This is a genomic window from Sphingopyxis sp. Root1497, from assembly GCF_001427085.1.
In the GTDB taxonomy this organism is placed as follows: domain Bacteria; phylum Pseudomonadota; class Alphaproteobacteria; order Sphingomonadales; family Sphingomonadaceae; genus Sphingopyxis.
On sequence record NZ_LMGF01000004.1, the window covers coordinates 559,131 to 574,446 of the forward strand.

The following is a 15,316-nucleotide window of genomic DNA, read 5'->3' on the forward strand; positions in this document are numbered from 1 at the left end:
GTCCTCTCTCCACCCCAAAGCCGACACCCGCATAGGCCCTCGCGACCTCCCAATCCTCCCTTTCCCTTGCCCTCCCCGCCGCCATGCCGCAGAAGCACCGTCTGATTTCAAGGGGAGGACCATCATGCTCAACGGCCCATTGCTCGTCACCGAGCGGCTGATCCTGCGCCCGCCCGCCGCCGAGGATTTCGACGCCTTCGCCGAAATGTGCGCCGATGCCGAGACGATGCAGTTCATCGGCGGCGCCTGTCCGCCGGCGCAGGCCTGGCGCCTGTGGTGCACCCTCGCGGGCGCCTGGCACATCCGCGGCTTTTCGATGTTTTCGGTGATCGAGCGCGCGAGCGGCGAATGGGTCGGGCGGATCGGGCCGTGGGAGCCCGCCGAATGGCCGGCGCCCGAGATCGCCTATGGCGTCCGCGCCAAATTCGCCGGCACCGGCTTTGCCTTCGAGGCCGCCGTCGCGGCGTGCGATTTCGCGGTCGAGTTTCTGAAGTGGGACGAACTGATGCATTGCATCGACCCCGCCAATGTCCGGTCGCAGGCGCTCGCCAAACGGCTCGGCGCGGTCAACAGCGGTCCGACGCGCCTGCCCGCACCCTTCCAGGACGCACCGGTCGACGCGTGGAAACAGAGCGCCGACAACTGGCGCGCGAACCGCAAGGCGCTAGGCACATGAGCGACCGCCATATCGACCCCGAACGCCCACAGTTCGAGGCGTTCAAGGCGCTGCCGCGCGACACCGTCATCCATATGCTCAACCTCGTCCGCTTCAAGGATGTCGCGACCTATGTCGAGGGCCATCCGCTGGCGGGGCAGCCACTCACCGGCGCCGAGGCCTATCGCAACTATGGCGCCGACAGCGGGCCGGTGTTCCAGCGCGTCGGGGGCCGCATCGTCTGGCGCGCCGCGATGGAGACGATGCTGATCGGCCCCGACGGCGAGCGCTGGGATGCGATCTTCGTCGCCGAATATCCGAACAGCGGCGCCTTCCTCGAAATGGTCACCGACCCGGTGTATCGCGAGGCGGTGAAACACCGACAGGCGGCGGTCGAAACCTCGCGTCTGATCCGCTGCACCGCGAATCCGTCTCAGGGCGAGACAGTTTTCGGCTAACAAAGCGTTACCCGTTAACACTCTTTATTCGCGCCTTCTTAACCAACATCGGGCATTCCCTGACGGATATTAAGGGAGTGTTAGCGATGATCTTGCGCGGAAAATGGCTGGTCGCCGGCCTGCTGATGGCAGCGGCCCCGCTCGCCGGGTGCCGGGACAATCCCGATGCCAAGGCCGAACTGTCGCCGCTCGACGACGGGCTGACCAACGCCGATCCGGCGATCAAAGGCTCGCTCGAAGACAAGATCATGGTCGACCCCAAGCTGACGGGTCAGGCGAACCAGAATGCGGTGACGCCGGGCAACAAGCCGGTCGACGGCGGCGTGCCCGCGGTTGCCGGCGCCAAGGCCGCGACGGTCGCCGAAGCCGCCGCGGCGCTGAAGGCGGGCAAGCTGCTCGCCGCGCCCAAGGCGCTGCCAATGGAAGCCTGCGACGGTTGCGATACGAAGCGGCCAGTGACCATCGGCGCGATGGCACGCGACCAGGCCAAGGGCGGCTGCGACGCCAAGCTGACCTATAACAACCAGTGGGCCGACCGCCTGCCGGCCGCATTCAAAGTCTATCCGCGCGCGACGCTGCGCGAAGCCGCGGGCATCGCGGGAGGCAAGTGCAACATCCGCGTCGTCAATTTCCAGACCGCGGCGTCGCTGCAGGCGGTGCTCGACTATTATCACACGATGGCGGTCAACGCCGGCTACACCAGCGACCACCGCGTCAACGGCAGCGAACATATGCTCGGCGGCACCAAGGGCGAGCTCGCCTATGTCGTGATGGCACGCACGGACGGCGGGATGACCGACGTCGATCTGGTGGCGTCGGGCGGCCGCTGAGCCAAATCCGGCGCGGACAATGAAAAAGGCCCCGGATCGCTCCGGGGCCTTTTCCTTGCGTGACGCAACCAGGTTTTGCGTCAGACCTTGTCGCCGAGCGCGCCCTTGACCGAACCCTTGAGGTTCTGGGCCTCGCCCTTGCGCTCCTGCGCTACGCCTTCGGCGCGCAGTCGCTCGTTGTCGGTCGCCTTGCCGACGGCCTGCTTGACGTTGCCGGCGGCCTCGTTGGCGATGCCTTTTGCTTTGTCTGTCAGTTCGCCCATGGGGAGTCTCCTTTGACTGGGGTGGGAGGCGATCGGCCTCTTGCAGCATCAACCCTCAGCCCCCGCCGACGTTCCGTAAAACGGGTTAAACCGTTCATCGCAAAGTCATTTTTAACATGGGTTAAGACGGCCGTCTTCAGGGACGCGCGGCGATCGCATCGAGCGCGGCGGGGTCGCAAATCGTGATGCGGTTGTAATCGACGACGATCAGTCCCGCCGTCTCGAACCCGCGCAGCAGCTTGTTGACGCTCTGCCGCGTCACTCCGAGCATCGCGCCGAGTTGTTCCTGCGGCAGCCGCAGGCCCAGCTCGATCCCATTCGCACCCGCCAGCCCATGAATGCGCGCGAGGTCGGCGAGCGTCGCCGCCATCCGCTGGTCGAGCGAGCCGAGGTTCTGCGCGTCGAGCAGGCGCAGGCTGTCGCCATGCCGCGCGCACATCAGCAGCGCGACATCGCGCCACAAAATCGGTTCGGCGTCGAGGATCGCCGCCAGCGGGTCGATGGGCAGGTGCAGCAGCACGCTGTCCGCATAGGCGCGATAGTTGTAATGGATCGGTGGTGCCGCGAGCAGCCGGACGATCGCCAAAATCTCCGGCGGACCGTTGATGCCGAGGACGAATTTCTTGCCCGCCGCAGAACCGCGGCTGATCTCGACCTCGCCCGACGCGATGACGAAGGCTTCGCGCTTTTCGGGGTCGTGCGCATAGATTTCGGTGCCGCGCGGATAATATTCGGCGCGCGCGATCGCCGCGAGCTCGGCGAGCCGCGCTTCGGGCCATGGCGCGAACAGCGGACAACGCCGCAGCACAGCGATGCGCTCGGCTTGCGACCATGAATGCGGCTTTGCTGCCATCGGCCCCTCCCCGCAAAGCTTAGGCGCGCGCACTCAAATTCCCAAGAGATTGTCGGCGCGTTGACAGACGCGGTGCGGGCGCGACGCTAAGGGCGCGGGAAATATCGGTTCGGGAGATGCCTGTGATGAAGAAACTGCTTGCCCTGTTGGCGATGCTCGCCGCCTTCCTGTCCGGCCCCGCGGCCGCGCAACCGGTCACCGAGGACGAGGCTTATGCGATTGGCATCGAGGCCTATACCTATGCCTATCCGCTCGTGCTGATGGAAACGACGCGCCGCGTGTCGACCAACGCCGGATCGCCCGGCCGTCTCCGCGCGCCGGTCAACCATTTCGCGAACATGAAGACCTATCCCGACGCCAGCTTCAAGGATGTCGTGCGCCCCAACGCTGACACGCTCTATTCGTCGATGTGGTTCGACGTCGGGAAAGAGCCGCTCGTCCTGACGCTGCCCAACACGCAAGGCCGCTATCATGTCATCCCGCTGATGGACATGTGGACCGACGTCTTCGCGACGCTCGGCACGCGCACGACGGGCAATGACGGCGGCACCGCGGCGATCGTTGGCCCGCATTGGCAGGGGGTACTGCCCAAGGGCATGCGCCTGGTCCGCAGTCCGACCGAGATGGGCTGGATCATCGGCCGCATCCAGACCAATGGCGCGGCCGATTACGAGCATGTCCATGGCCTGCAGGCCGGTCTCAAGGCCACCCCGCTGTCGCGCTGGGGCAAGCCCGAAACCGTCGCCGTCATTCCGGACGCCGACGCGTCGATCGATATGAAAACGCCCCCAGTGCAGCAGGTCGCGGCGCTCGCCCCGCAGGCCTTCTTCGCCACCTTCGCCGAACTGATGAAGCGCAACCCGCCGCACGCCAGCGACTATGCGGTGCTGCTCCGCATGGAGCGCCTCGGCATCGTTCCCGGCGAAGGCTTCGACCTGTCGAAGGCCGATCCCGCCGTCCAGCGCGGCCTGACCCGCGCCGCCGCCGATGCCTGGCAGCGCATCCTCACCCGCCGCAAGGCGCTGCCCGTCCGCGGCAGCTGGGGCGCGATCGGCAGCACTGTCGGTGTCTATGGCAATGATTATCTCGCGCGCGCCTTCATCGGCTTCGCGGGGCTCGGCGCGTTGCCGCCCGAGGAAGCCGTCTATCCGATGGCGGTGCTCGGCGGCGACGGCAAGCCGCTCTCCGGCGCGTCCAACTATGTGCTGCATTTCGAAAAGGACCAGATCCCGCCCGCCGACGCCTTCTGGTCGCTGACCATGTATGGCGAGGACCAGTTCTTCGTCGCCAACCCGATCGATCGTTTCGCGATCGGCGACCGCGACAAGCTGGCCTTCAACGCCGACGGTTCACTCGACCTCTATATCCAGAACGCCTCGCCCGGCACCGACAAGGAAGCCAACTGGCTGCCCGCCCCGACGGGCGCCTTCACGATGAACCTGCGCCTCTATCTGCCGCAGCGCCGCGCGACCGACGGAAGCTGGGCGCCGCCGCCGGTCAGGCGGGTGCCCTAGCTTCGGCCCAGGGGAGGATTTCGAGGTCGGGCCAGAAGCGGCGCCACCGCGCCGCCTTCTGCTCGAAATAGGCCTCGGTGATCTGCACGGCATTGGCACGAACGCGCGGATGGAGCAGGTCGGCAAGGCCGAAGGGCGCGATGATGTCGCGGCCATCGCCGCCGCGCAGTCCGACCGCCGAAGACGTGGTCGGAAAAGTGGCGATGGCCCCCGCGATCGAGCGATAGGGCTCGATCGCATAGCCGAACTTGGCCTGATACCAGAGGTGGACCCGGGCCTGGTTCTTCACGTCGACGCGAACCGGCAGATCGGCGAACTGCGCGGCGATCCGGCGTTCGGCGGCCAGCTCGCTTTCGTGCGACAGGTCGCCGGCATCGAAATAGACGATGTCGAGATCGTCGATCCCGTGATGGGGGCCGAACCCGAACACTTCGTTCCAGTGCGCTTGTGCGATCAGGCTTCCCGACAATCGGGCGTCGGGCAGATCGATCGCGTGCCAGCGATCCAGCAGGCTGCTGATCGTCGGATGCCGTTCGGCGAGACCCCACAGGCGCCGGATCAGTGGAAGGGGATCGGACATGCCGCAACCATAGCGGCGCGCCCGGCCGACGACAGCCCCGTCAGATCAACCCCGCCAGCGGACTCGACGGATCGGCATATTTGCGCAGCCCCATGCGCCCCGCCAGATAGGCATCGCGCCCCGCTTCGACCGCCAGCTTCATCGCGCGCGCCATAAGGATCGGGTCCTTCGCCTCGGCGATCGCGGTGTTCATCAGCACGCCGTCGCAGCCGAGTTCCATCGCCACGGCGGCATCGCTCGCGGTGCCGACCCCGGCGTCGACGAGCACCGGCACCGACGCCCCCTCGACGATCAGGCGGATCGTGACGCGGTTCTGGATGCCCAGCCCCGACCCGATCGGCGCGCCGAGCGGCATGATCGCGACCGCGCCGGCATCCTCGAGCTGCTTCGCGGCGATCGGATCGTCGACGCAATAGACCATCGGCAAAAAGCCTTCCTTGGCCAGCACCTCGGTCGCCTCGAGCGTCTCGCGCATATTGGGATAGAGCGTCTTCGCCTCACCCAGCACTTCCAGCTTCACCAGGTCCCAGCCGCCCGCCTCGCGCGCCAAACGCAGGGTACGGATCGCGTCGTCGGCGTTGAAACAGCCCGCGGTGTTGGGCAGGTAGGTGATCTTCTTGGGATCGATATAGTCGGTCAGCATCGGCGCGCTCGGGTCCGATACATTGACGCGGCGCACCGCGACGGTGACGATCTCCGCCCCCGACGCCGCGACCGCCGCCGCATTCTGCTCGAAATCCTTATATTTGCCGGTCCCGACAATCAGGCGCGAGGTGAAAGTCCGTCCGGCGACACTCCATTGATCTGCTGACAACTCAACCACCTCCCACGAAATGAACGATTTCCAGCGCGTCGCCCTCGGCGAGCGCGACGTCGGCAAGCGTCGAGCGCGGGACGATCTCGCGGTTGCGCTCGACCGCGACCTTCTTCACGTCGAGCCCCAGCGACGCGACGAGATCGGCGATGCTGCCCTCGCGCACCTGCCGCGGATCGCCGTTGAGAATGATCGAAATCAAGGGAGTTTCCGCCTCGCTTTGCCTTTTGCCGAGCAGCCCATATAGGGGGAGCGCATTTCGCCGCAACCGAAAGACCGTGCATTGACCGACAAGCCCACCGTCTATGTCCTCAGCGGCCCCAATCTCAACCTGCTCGGCACGCGCGAGCCCGAAATCTATGGCCATGATACGCTGAACGACATCCATGCGCGGCTGGAGGCGCAGGCCGACGGCCTCGGCCTCCGCCTCGAATGCCGCCAGACGAACCACGAGGGCACGCTGATCGACTGGCTGCATGAGGCTTATGTCGCGGGCGCCAAGGCGGTGCTGCTCAACGCGGGCGGCTATACCCACACCTCGATCGCGATCCACGACGCGATCAAGTCGATCAAGGTGCCGGTGATCGAGGTTCATTTGTCGGACCCGATGAAACGCGAATCCTTTCGCCATATCAGCTATGTAGGCATGGCGGCGGCGCTGCATTTTGCCGGGCACGGCGCGGCGAGCTATACGCTGGCGCTGGACGCCGCCGCGTCTCTCTGACAAGAGGCGGCATCGAAAACAGGGGTCCGCGCGTCTTCACGTCATGAAAGGCGCCGCAACAAGCAGGAAAATCATCATGGGTGACCATAAAGACAATGGCATCAACATCGATCCGGCCTTCGTCCGCGCGCTCGCGGAACTGCTCGACGATACCGGTCTGTCCGAAATCGAGGTCGAGGACGGCGAACGCAAGATCCGCGTCGCGCGCACGCTGACCGCCGCCGCGCCGGTCGCCTATGCGCCCGCGCCGGTCGCCGCGCCCGCCGCCGCTTCGGCCCCCGCGGCCATCGCCGCGCCGGCCGCACCCGCCGTCGACAGCTTCGCCGACGCGGTGAAGTCGCCGATGGTCGGCACCGTCTATCTCGCCCCCGAACCGAGCGCGCCGAACTTCGCGGCCATCGGCTCAGCAGTAAAGGCCGGCGATACCATTTTGATCATCGAGGCGATGAAGGTCATGAACCCGATCGTCGCGCCCGCGTCGGGCACGCTGAAGGCCGTGCATGTCGAGAACAGCCAGCCGGTCGAGTTCGACCAGCCGCTGTTCACCATCGGCTGAGCAATCGCATGACGATCGAAAAGCTGCTGATCGCCAACCGCGGCGAAATCGCGCTGCGCATCCACCGCGCGTGCCACGAGATGGGCATCAAGACCGTCGCGGTCCATTCGACCGCCGATGCCGACGCGATGCACGTCCGCCTTGCCGATCAGGCCGTGTGCATCGGCCCGCCGGCCGCGAAGGACAGCTATCTCAACATCCCCGCGATCATCTCGGCCGCCGAGGTTACGGGCGCCGACGCGATCCATCCGGGTTACGGCTTCCTGTCGGAAAACGCCCGCTTCGCTGAGATCATCGAAGCCCACAACATGGTCTTCGTCGGGCCGAAGCCCGAACATATCCGCACGATGGGCGACAAGGTCGAAGCCAAGCGCACCGCCGTCGCCTTGGGCCTGCCCGTCGTCCCCGGCTCGCCCGGCGCGGTAACCCCCGGCGAGGAAACGCGGAAGCTGGCGGCTGCGATCGGTTATCCCGTCCTCATCAAGGCCGCCTCGGGCGGCGGCGGGCGCGGCATGAAAGTCGTGCCCGACGAGGACAGCCTCGAAAGCCTGATGGGACAGGCCTCGTCCGAAGCCGCGGCGGCGTTCGGCGACCCGACCGTCTATATGGAAAAATATCTCGGCAACCCGCGCCACATCGAATTCCAGGTGTTCGGCGACGGCAACGGGAATGCCATCCACCTCGGCGAACGCGACTGCTCGCTGCAGCGCCGCCACCAGAAGGTGCTCGAAGAGGCGCCCTCGCCTGTCATCTCGGCCGAGGAACGCGCGCGCATGGGCAAGGTGTGCGCCGACGCGATGGCCAAGATGCATTATCGCGGCGCCGGCACGATCGAATTCCTTTGGGAAAATGGCGAGTTCTTCTTCATCGAGATGAACACCCGCATCCAGGTCGAGCATCCGGTGACCGAGATGATCACCGGCTTCGACCTCGTCCGCGAACAGATCCGCATCGCCGACGGCCGCGGCCTGTCGGTGCGGCAGGAGGACCTCGAGTTCCGCGGCCATGCCATGGAATGCCGCATAAACGCCGAGGATCCGCGTAGCTTCATGCCCTCGCCGGGCAAGGTCACCCAGTACCACCCCGCCGGTGGCATGCATGTGCGCGTCGATAGCGGGCTTTACGCCGGCTATTCGATCCCGCCCTATTACGACAGCATGATCGGCAAGCTGATCGTTTATGGCCGCACCCGCGAAAGCTGCATGATGCGCATGCGCCGCGCGCTCGAGGAAATGGTTGTCAGCGGGGTCAAGACCAACATCCCGCTGCACCAGGCGCTGCTTTCGGCCCCCGACGTGATCCACGGCGACTATACGATCAAGTGGCTGGAGGAATGGCTGGCGAAGCAGGACGAAGAGGCGTCGGCCTGACCGCCCGACACCCCTTCCCTTCGGCGAGGGGCTAATCGCGCCGAGCTGTGGCCCAGCTCACTTTCACTGGGTTCGCTTTTTGGCTATGGGCCTTGACCATGGTCAAAATCTCCCCCCTCGCCGCCCCGTTTTTTGTCTCGCTGACACTTCTTGCCACCCCGGCCTCTGCGCAAGGGGTCAAGGAAGATTCGGTCGTCGTCCAGCCGGACAAGGTCACCGACGACGCGCCGAAGGTCGAAAGCGCCGCCGAAGCCAATCTGCCGAGCTGGTCGAAGGCCAATGCCGAAGCCCTGCTGCGCAGCATCGAGGGCATCGGGGCCGAGGGGCTGTTCGCCAAGGACTACAACCCCGCAGGCCTTGCCGCCGCGATCGTCAGCGACGACCAGGCGCGGCTCGACCGCACCGCGACCGACAGCTTCCTGCTGCTTGCCACCCACCTGCGCGACGGCCGCACCCCCAATGCCGCGCGCAAGCAGTGGTTCATGGTCGACGACGACGCCGACCATATGCCGCTGGTGTCGATGCTGACCTCGGCGTTGCTCGCCGGGTCGATCCCCGAGACGCTTGCCGGTCTCGACCCCGTCCATCCCGATTTCGCGGCGCTCAAGGCGTCGCTCGCGACGGCCAAGCCCGCCGACGCCAATGCGATCCGCGTCAATATGGAGCGCTGGCGCTGGATGCCGCGCGACCTCGGCCAGCGCTACATCGTCAGCAACGTCCCCGAATATCTGACCCGCGTTATCCATGACGGCACGGTCATCGCGACGCACAAGGCCGTTGTCGGCAAGGCCAGCACCGCGACGCCCCAGCTCAACCCGATGGCGACCGGGATCATCGTCAACCCGACCTGGACGCTGCCGCGCAGCATCATCAACGAAGGCATCGGCGCGACGATCGCCAACAATCCCGCCTCGGCGCGCGCGCAGGGCTATACCTGGACGGGCAGCGGCAAGACGCTGTCGGTCGTGCAAAAGGCCGGGCCGGGCAATGCGCTCGGCGTGATGAAGCTCGAAATGCTCAACCCGCACGCCATCTATCTGCACGACACGCCGTCGAAGGGCGCCTTCGCCTCGGCGACCCGCGCCTTCAGCCATGGCTGCATCCGCACCGAGCGTGCGCTGCATTTCTCGGGGCTGATGACGGTGATGTTCGCGGGCAAGAGCCCCGAGGAATTCGGCGCCGCCATCGCCAGCGGCGAAACGACACGCTTCGGCTTCGACCAGCCCTTCCCGGTCTATGTCGCCTATTGGACGGTGATCCCGGGCGACAAGGGCGGCGTGAAGAAACTCGCCGACATCTATGGCCGCGACGCGCCGGTGGTGGCGAGCTTCGCCCAGCCCGGCCGCCCCGCCGCGATCATGATCGCGCCGACGGTGGTCCCGACGGTGGCGTCTGCACCGACGAAGGTCAGCGGCGGGAATTGATTTCGATCCTCCCTGCGCCGAAGGTGTGGGGAGGTGGCAGCGCGAAGCGCTGACGGAGGGGCCGGCGCCGTCAAAGGCTGGCGCGAGGCCGNNNCCCCCTCCCCATCGCTGCGCGACAGGGAGGATGATCGGCGTCAATCCGCCGTCTTCGGAAAAACGCCCTGCTGGGCGCTCGCGCGCACCATATTCTCTGTGCCCGGCGCGGGCGGTCCCGGCAGTTCGAACGGCACCGGCGCCGGCGGCGGCAGGCTCAGCTTGTCGGCGAACAGCAACCGCCCCGGACCCAGCTTGTAGAGGATCATCGGCAACAATTCCTCACCGAACACGAAACAGCCCTCGCTCCGTCCCAGCTTGCCCTGCGTCGCGATCAGCGACGGCTCGGCATACCAGGCGCCATGGACGACGATCGCGCGCTGATCGGCATTGTTGTTGTCGGGCTCGAGTCCCGCGAGGCGCATCGACGACCCGTTGCTGCCCCAATAATAATCGCTGGTCCGGTATGCCCCACGCGAGGTCGCGAGCGACCCGACGCGGTTCGAAAAGCTCTTGAGCCAGCCGTCGTGTTGCGGGTCGGAGCCGCGGCCATGGGTGACCGGAAACATGTCGACCTTGCCCGCGACCATATCGACCAGCGCGAAGCGCGCGCGCGACGACGGCAGGCCGAAATCGACGATTCCGACACGGTCGGTCTGCGGGATATTGCGGCCCTGCATCTCCAGTTGGCGTTTCGCCACGGCGAGATAGTCGACCGGTGGCTGCGCCGCCACCGGTTGCTGAATCCAGCCCGGCATCGTCTGCGCGCGCAACGTCGTCGCGGCGAAAGCGCCTGCGCCCGCCACCGCGGCCAGCATCGATCGGCGATCGATCATTTTTGTCACGTGCAACCCAACCCCGTCTGTCGCCTCTGGCGATCCCTCGTCCGGGTATTAGCCGCAGCTTGGCTTGCAAAGGCAAGCGGCATTGCGTTCGTCATGCCGCCAGTTGTGGCATAATCGCCATGAACGGCGGGTTTACACGGCAACCCCTGCCGCGATAGAGCCGATGCCATGAAAGCAAACATCTGGCACAACCCCGCCTGCGGCACCTCGCGCAAGACGCTCGCGATTCTGCAAGAGACGCCCGGCGTCGACCTCACGGTCGTCGAATATCTCAAGACGCCCTATGAAGCCGACAAGCTGCGCCAGCTGTTCGAAGCCGCGAACATCAGCGCCCGCGACGCCCTCCGCCTGCGCGGCACCGACGCCGCCGAGCGCGGCATGGCCGACTGGAGCGAAGACGCGATCATCGCCGCGATGGCGGCGAACTCCGCCTATGTCGAACGCCCCTTCGTCGAGACCGATAAGGGCGCGCGGCTCTGCCGCCCGCAGGACAAGGTCTACGAGATTCTCTGATCGCGTTCGACCGCTTTGGGGTGGTGAGCTGACTGTCGGCTTTCTAGGTCACAATAAACGATCGGTCGCGGAAATCTTTTTGCGCGAATGGCGCGACCAAAAGTAACAGGCCACCCAAATCCAACTGGCGAGCATGCCTGCAACACCTGCGGCTTCGACCTCCCAGACGTAATAACAGAGAAAGAACGCAAGCGACGCCCCAAGAAGCATTTTGTAGATGCTTTCAAGACGCTCGACCCAGATCATAAGCGACACTCCTCTAACCCCAATTGTAATGCTTATCGCGACGTCCGCAATCGGTCGGTTTATGCCGCCCCGTTCCAATCGCCATCAAACGACCGACAAGGGATGGAATCCGAACCGACAGGTTTTGGACGAAACGATGCGGCGGCAGATGTCGGGCCGGAAAGCGAGGCGAGGAAATCGCTCGCGGCGGACAACCCTTGCGACCAGGATGGGTCAATGGCTTTGACACTGAACCCCATTATCGTTCATGCGTCGGCCCCGGAAGCGACTGCCGACAGCGAAGGAAAAGGGAAAACAATGGCCGCGCCATTTTCAATGGACGAGCGACGCGAGCACTTCGCTTATTGCGTCCAACTATTTGGTGGCACCACGGCTTTCTCGCGGCGCCTTGGCATCGACGAGCGGGCCATCCGCCGTTTTATCAATGGCGAGCGGCCTCTTGGTGCCGGACTTCTGGAAGACACCGCAAAGGCACTACGCCTGCTCATTGCGGAGGCAACCACGGCCGAAGAACAGATCGCTGCCACGTTGCGCTTTCCGCCGACCGATCCGTCATAATTTGCCCCATCTGACCCGTCGCGATTAGCGTTCGATGGCGGAGGGTCAGGACCGGGGGGACAGAAAATAGTCGGCTGAGCTGCTGAAATTGGTCGAAAGCCGACCAAAAGACGCTTCCCGCTGGACAGAATCGCGACCCTGCCGCTACCCGCGCGCCATGGGTATCACCGCAACAATCATGAACACCGCCACCGGCCAGCCGATCCAGAAGATGAGCTTTGGCCGCATGCCCAAGCCTTGGGCCAGCTTCACGCTCGAAACCGGCGAACTGGTCACCGCCGAGCGCATCGACGTCGGCAAGCCCGCGCCGGGCAAATTCGTCGCCCCGGTCAGCGTCTGGGTGACGGTCAAGCCGAAGGGCTGATAGCGCCTATTTCTTGTCCCACGGCGACGACGTGTCGCCGGACGCAGCCCCACCGCCCCCGCCGCACGGCGTCAGCACCGCGGGCGCGGGTTCGCGCAGCGTGAACACGCCGTCGTTGACGATCTCGATCGCGCCCGATGCCGATTTGCGCTGCATCACCGTGATGCAATAATCGCTGTGGTTCGGCCAGATCGCGTCGAACTGCGCCGACGGCACCGCGATATCGGTGCTCTCGCCGGCCTGATACGGGTCGATCTCGAACGAATCGCGCCGTCCCTTGCGGCCATGGCTCGCATATTTGATCGGATAGCTGGCGGGCTCCCAGGCGGCGGAGGAAAAGCCGAACTCGGTCCAGTCGCTGATCCGCCAGGCCGCTTCCCCGCCGACAAAGCCCGTGAGGAACGGGAGGAACAGCACGATCAATATCTTCTTGGCGATCCCCATCGGCTCGTGCGGCCGCGTGATGACGAACAGCGCAAAGGGTATGCCGAGGACAAAGCCGACCAGCCGCATCGCGTTGAGGAAGGTCCCGTTGATCGGCGTGATCAACGAAGTCCCCGAAAACAGCGCCTCGATGCACAGCAGCGCCAGCAGTCCGCCCATTATGATGGCAGCAAGGCGCAACGCCGAAATGCGGTTGGCCGGTTCATCGGCCTCGAAGGCATAGGGTGGTGCCCGCTCGGTCACCGGCTCCCCGGCAGACGCGCCCATCAACGCGCTGCGCCGCCGTCCGAAACCCCCGCCCGTCAGATTGTCGCGACTGTCCATGGCCATGCCCCCTCTGACGGCACAGCTATACGGCAAGCCTTGATATCGCGTTACTTATCCCGCCCCAATCCGTCCGCCCGCGATGCGGAAGCGCGTCACCGGCCCCGGCATATCCGCGAACAGCGCCGCCTCGGTGCCGGTCAGCCACGCCTGTCCACCCTGCCCCGCCAGCCGCTCGTAGAGCGCCGCACGGCGCATCGGGTCGAGGTGCGCGGCGACCTCGTCGAGCAGCAGCACCGGGCGCTGGCCGCGCGCGCGCGCGACGCAATCGCTGTGCGCGAGGACGAGCGAGAGCAGCATCGCCTTCTGCTCGCCGGTCGAGCAGCGCGCCGCGCTGCGCCCCGTCGCGGCGTGGACCGCCATCAGGTCGTCGCGATGCGGTCCGGCGGTCGCGCGGCCCGCTGCCGCGTCGATACGCCGCCGCCCGGCGAACAACGCCCTCAGCGCGTCCGCCGTCCATGGCGCCCCGCGCTGTGCCCCCTCGCTGTCGACCAGCGTCAGCAGCGGGCGCGCAAAGGGCGCGTCGGGCTGCTGCGCCAGTTCGACCGACAACCCCGCGAGTGTCCTCTGCCGCGCCGCGTCCATCGCCGCGCCATGGTCGGCGAGTTGCGCCTCGAGGCTCGCCAGCCATTGCAGGTCGGCGCCCGCGAAGTCGGCGAGCAATTTGCCGCGCGCCCGCAGCGCCGCTTCATAGCGATTGCCATGCTGCGCGTGCCGCGGGTCGAGCGCGAGCACGAGCCGGTCGAGGAAGCGCCGCCGGTTGCCCGCAGTCTCGACGAACAGCCGGTCCATCGCCGGGGTCAGCCACAGCACCGCGAGCCAGTCGCCGAGCGCCGTCGCCGCCGCCGCCGCGCCGTTGACCCGCACGATCCGCCGACCGGGATGCACGGGCTCGATCCCGGTACCCAGCGCGACCGGCGCCAGATCGTCGCCCGCCTGCACCTCGGCGAAGACCGCGAAGCCCCCGCTGGCGCCGTCGCGCACCATGTCGGACAGCGCCGCGCGCCGCAGCCCGCGTCCCGGCGCGAGCAACGAGATGGCCTCCAGGATATTGGTCTTGCCCGCACCATTGTCGCCGTGGAGCGCGACGAGGCCCGGCCCGGCCGCCATTTCCGCCGCGGCATGATTGCGAAAATCGGTGAGCGAGAGGCGGGCGAGCGTCATTGAGCCGTCGTCCTAGGGGATTTGGCGCGGCGAAGGAACGCCCTGTTTCCCCTTCCCGCTTGCGGGAGGGGTCGGGGGAGGGCCTGTCCTTTGAACACTGCGTAAGAAACACGCCCTCCCCTAACCCCTCCCGCGAGCGGGAGGGGGATGGCCCCACTAATCCATGTTAGAATTTTCCGTTCATTGGGAATTAATCCCGTTAGACAGGATTTTTCCCGTTGAAACAATCGATCAAAATCCGAAAAACCGCGGTTAACCGCCAATGAATGAAATTGGCACGGCTCCTGCATTACCCTTGGCATCTGCCGGAAGGTCCGGCGGGATGAAAAAAGGAAGGACAAAATCATGGCCCATTTCAACGCAGACTCGCTTCGCAGCTACGCCGTCGCCGCTTTCGCTTCGGTCTATTGCTCCGCGATGCTCTTCATGGTCGCCGTCGGTCAGACGGGTGCACATGTCGGTCAGTTGGTCGCTTGACCAACTGACCCGTCGCCACCGAAAAACGCCGGCCCGATGGCCGGGATGGAAAGGAAAGAAATGACACAGGGTTTTCGCAAGAATCGTCGCGATGGGATGGTCTTCGGCGTCTGCGCCGGCATGGCCGACCGCTTCGGCTTCGACGTCTTGTGGACGCGCGTCGCCTTTGTCGCGCTGACTTTGCTGGGCTTCGGCCTGCCGCTGCTGCTGTACGTCACCGTCGCGATCCTCGCGCCGTAGAGCCAGCACCGGGCCGGCCGCCTTTCAGGCGCAGTCGCACCGGCCCGCACATTCCCACAGATCAAAG

The 15,316-nt window shown here is 65.8% G+C and carries 22 protein-coding genes; 13 read left to right on the plus strand and 9 right to left on the minus strand.

Annotated elements, in window-relative coordinates; translation table 11 throughout:
• Positions 1-124: 124 nt before the first annotated feature.
• From ASD67_RS14170 to ASD67_RS14180, 3 genes are all read left to right on the plus strand, one after another.
• Positions 125-676 carry a GNAT family N-acetyltransferase gene (locus ASD67_RS14170; protein ID WP_056348259.1) on the plus strand — a complete coding sequence of 184 codons (552 nt, stop codon included), beginning with the start codon at positions 125-127 and terminating at the stop codon, positions 674-676.
• Entirely contained in the window at positions 673-1,113 is a 441-nt protein-coding gene (locus ASD67_RS14175) for a DUF1330 domain-containing protein (RefSeq protein ID WP_056348262.1), read from the plus strand. Before ASD67_RS14170 ends, ASD67_RS14175 begins: the two co-directional genes overlap by 4 nt.
• A gap of 86 nt (positions 1,114-1,199) precedes the next feature.
• Positions 1,200-1,943 carry a hypothetical protein gene (locus tag ASD67_RS14180; protein ID WP_056348269.1) on the plus strand — a complete coding sequence of 248 codons (744 nt, stop codon included), beginning with the start codon at positions 1,200-1,202 and terminating at the stop codon, positions 1,941-1,943.
• A gap of 80 nt (positions 1,944-2,023) precedes the next feature.
• Here ASD67_RS14180 and ASD67_RS14185 read toward each other — a convergent pair whose 3' ends face one another.
• Together ASD67_RS14185 and ASD67_RS14190 are read right to left on the minus strand one after the other, a co-directional pair.
• Positions 2,024-2,206 (minus strand): CsbD family protein, encoded by a 183-nt coding sequence (locus tag ASD67_RS14185; protein ID WP_056348273.1) that lies wholly within the window; start codon positions 2,204-2,206, stop codon positions 2,024-2,026.
• Between the two features lie 136 nt (positions 2,207-2,342).
• Positions 2,343-3,059, minus strand: coding sequence for a Crp/Fnr family transcriptional regulator (locus tag ASD67_RS14190; protein WP_056348277.1), 717 nt, complete (start codon positions 3,057-3,059; stop codon positions 2,343-2,345).
• Positions 3,060-3,184: 125 nt separating this feature from the next.
• Between ASD67_RS14190 and ASD67_RS14195 the strand changes: the two genes are divergently transcribed.
• On the plus strand, positions 3,185-4,573 hold the full coding sequence (locus ASD67_RS14195; protein ID WP_056348280.1) for a DUF1254 domain-containing protein: 1,389 nt from the start codon (positions 3,185-3,187) through the stop codon (positions 4,571-4,573).
• Here the strand turns inward: ASD67_RS14195 and ASD67_RS14200 are convergent.
• Genes ASD67_RS14200 through thiS form a run of 3 tightly spaced genes read right to left on the minus strand, consistent with a single transcriptional unit; the run spans position 4,557 to position 6,169 of the window.
• On the minus strand, positions 4,557-5,153 hold the full coding sequence (locus ASD67_RS14200; RefSeq protein WP_056348282.1) for a nucleotidyltransferase family protein: 597 nt from the start codon (positions 5,151-5,153) through the stop codon (positions 4,557-4,559). The two genes, ASD67_RS14195 and ASD67_RS14200, sit on opposite strands and share 17 nt — an antisense overlap.
• 40 nt (positions 5,154-5,193) lie before the next feature.
• Positions 5,194-5,976 carry a thiazole synthase gene (locus ASD67_RS14205; RefSeq protein ID WP_056348286.1) on the minus strand — a complete coding sequence of 261 codons (783 nt, stop codon included), beginning with the start codon at positions 5,974-5,976 and terminating at the stop codon, positions 5,194-5,196.
• Complete coding sequence (gene thiS / locus ASD67_RS14210; RefSeq protein ID WP_056348288.1) at positions 5,969-6,169, minus strand: sulfur carrier protein ThiS; 201 nt, start codon at positions 6,167-6,169, stop codon at positions 5,969-5,971. The genes ASD67_RS14205 and thiS overlap by 8 nt, the downstream gene beginning before the upstream one ends.
• Positions 6,170-6,250: 81 nt before the next feature.
• Here thiS and ASD67_RS14215 point away from each other — a divergent pair, with 81 nt between their 5' ends.
• From ASD67_RS14215 to ASD67_RS14230, 4 genes are all read left to right on the plus strand, one after another.
• The gene (locus ASD67_RS14215) at positions 6,251-6,691 is read left to right on the plus strand and encodes a type II 3-dehydroquinate dehydratase (RefSeq protein ID WP_056348291.1); all 441 of its coding nucleotides are present in this window, start codon (positions 6,251-6,253) and stop codon (positions 6,689-6,691) included.
• A gap of 76 nt (positions 6,692-6,767) precedes the next feature.
• Positions 6,768-7,247, plus strand: coding sequence for an acetyl-CoA carboxylase biotin carboxyl carrier protein (accB, locus tag ASD67_RS14220; RefSeq protein WP_056348293.1), 480 nt, complete (start codon positions 6,768-6,770; stop codon positions 7,245-7,247).
• 8 nt (positions 7,248-7,255) lie between these two features.
• Positions 7,256-8,617, plus strand: coding sequence for an acetyl-CoA carboxylase biotin carboxylase subunit (accC, locus tag ASD67_RS14225; RefSeq protein WP_056348297.1), 1,362 nt, complete (start codon positions 7,256-7,258; stop codon positions 8,615-8,617).
• Between the two features lie 98 nt (positions 8,618-8,715).
• The gene (locus tag ASD67_RS14230) at positions 8,716-10,041 is read left to right on the plus strand and encodes a L,D-transpeptidase family protein (RefSeq protein WP_056348299.1); all 1,326 of its coding nucleotides are present in this window, start codon (positions 8,716-8,718) and stop codon (positions 10,039-10,041) included.
• Positions 10,042-10,175: 134 nt separating this feature from the next.
• On the opposite strand, the gene ASD67_RS14235 is transcribed toward ASD67_RS14230, so the two are convergent.
• Complete coding sequence (locus ASD67_RS14235; protein WP_235535683.1) at positions 10,176-10,910, minus strand: murein L,D-transpeptidase catalytic domain family protein; 735 nt, start codon at positions 10,908-10,910, stop codon at positions 10,176-10,178.
• A gap of 177 nt (positions 10,911-11,087) precedes the next feature.
• Here ASD67_RS14235 and ASD67_RS14240 point away from each other — a divergent pair, with 177 nt between their 5' ends.
• The gene (locus tag ASD67_RS14240) at positions 11,088-11,432 is read left to right on the plus strand and encodes an arsenate reductase family protein (RefSeq protein ID WP_056348303.1); all 345 of its coding nucleotides are present in this window, start codon (positions 11,088-11,090) and stop codon (positions 11,430-11,432) included.
• Positions 11,433-11,480: 48 nt separating this feature from the next.
• Here ASD67_RS14240 and ASD67_RS14245 read toward each other — a convergent pair whose 3' ends face one another.
• Positions 11,481-11,678, minus strand: a complete 198-nt coding sequence (locus ASD67_RS14245) for a hypothetical protein (protein ID WP_056348306.1) — start codon at positions 11,676-11,678, stop codon at positions 11,481-11,483.
• A gap of 102 nt (positions 11,679-11,780) precedes the next feature.
• Between ASD67_RS14245 and ASD67_RS23725 the strand changes: the two genes are divergently transcribed.
• Both ASD67_RS23725 and ASD67_RS14255 read left to right on the plus strand, forming a co-directional pair.
• Positions 11,781-12,236 (plus strand): helix-turn-helix domain-containing protein, encoded by a 456-nt coding sequence (locus ASD67_RS23725; protein WP_235535684.1) that lies wholly within the window; start codon positions 11,781-11,783, stop codon positions 12,234-12,236.
• A 157-nt stretch (positions 12,237-12,393) separates the two neighbouring features.
• A complete protein-coding gene (locus ASD67_RS14255) occupies positions 12,394-12,600 on the plus strand; it encodes a hypothetical protein (RefSeq protein WP_082545055.1) in 207 nt (68 codons plus the stop codon).
• 6 nt (positions 12,601-12,606) lie between these two features.
• Here the strand turns inward: ASD67_RS14255 and ASD67_RS14260 are convergent, their stop codons facing one another.
• Together ASD67_RS14260 and recF are read right to left on the minus strand one after the other, a co-directional pair.
• A complete protein-coding gene (locus ASD67_RS14260) occupies positions 12,607-13,368 on the minus strand; it encodes a hypothetical protein (protein WP_056348308.1) in 762 nt (253 codons plus the stop codon).
• Positions 13,369-13,422: 54 nt separating this feature from the next.
• Positions 13,423-14,532 (minus strand): DNA replication/repair protein RecF, encoded by a 1,110-nt coding sequence (recF, locus tag ASD67_RS14265; RefSeq protein WP_056348311.1) that lies wholly within the window; start codon positions 14,530-14,532, stop codon positions 13,423-13,425.
• 345 nt (positions 14,533-14,877) lie between these two features.
• Here recF and ASD67_RS23875 point away from each other — a divergent pair, with 345 nt between their 5' ends.
• Positions 14,878-15,009, plus strand: coding sequence for a hypothetical protein (locus ASD67_RS23875; RefSeq protein ID WP_262407985.1), 132 nt, complete (start codon positions 14,878-14,880; stop codon positions 15,007-15,009).
• 60 nt (positions 15,010-15,069) lie between these two features.
• The gene (locus tag ASD67_RS14270; protein WP_056348315.1) at positions 15,070-15,249 is read left to right on the plus strand and encodes a PspC domain-containing protein; all 180 of its coding nucleotides are present in this window, start codon (positions 15,070-15,072) and stop codon (positions 15,247-15,249) included.
• Positions 15,250-15,316: the final 67 nt, after the last annotated feature.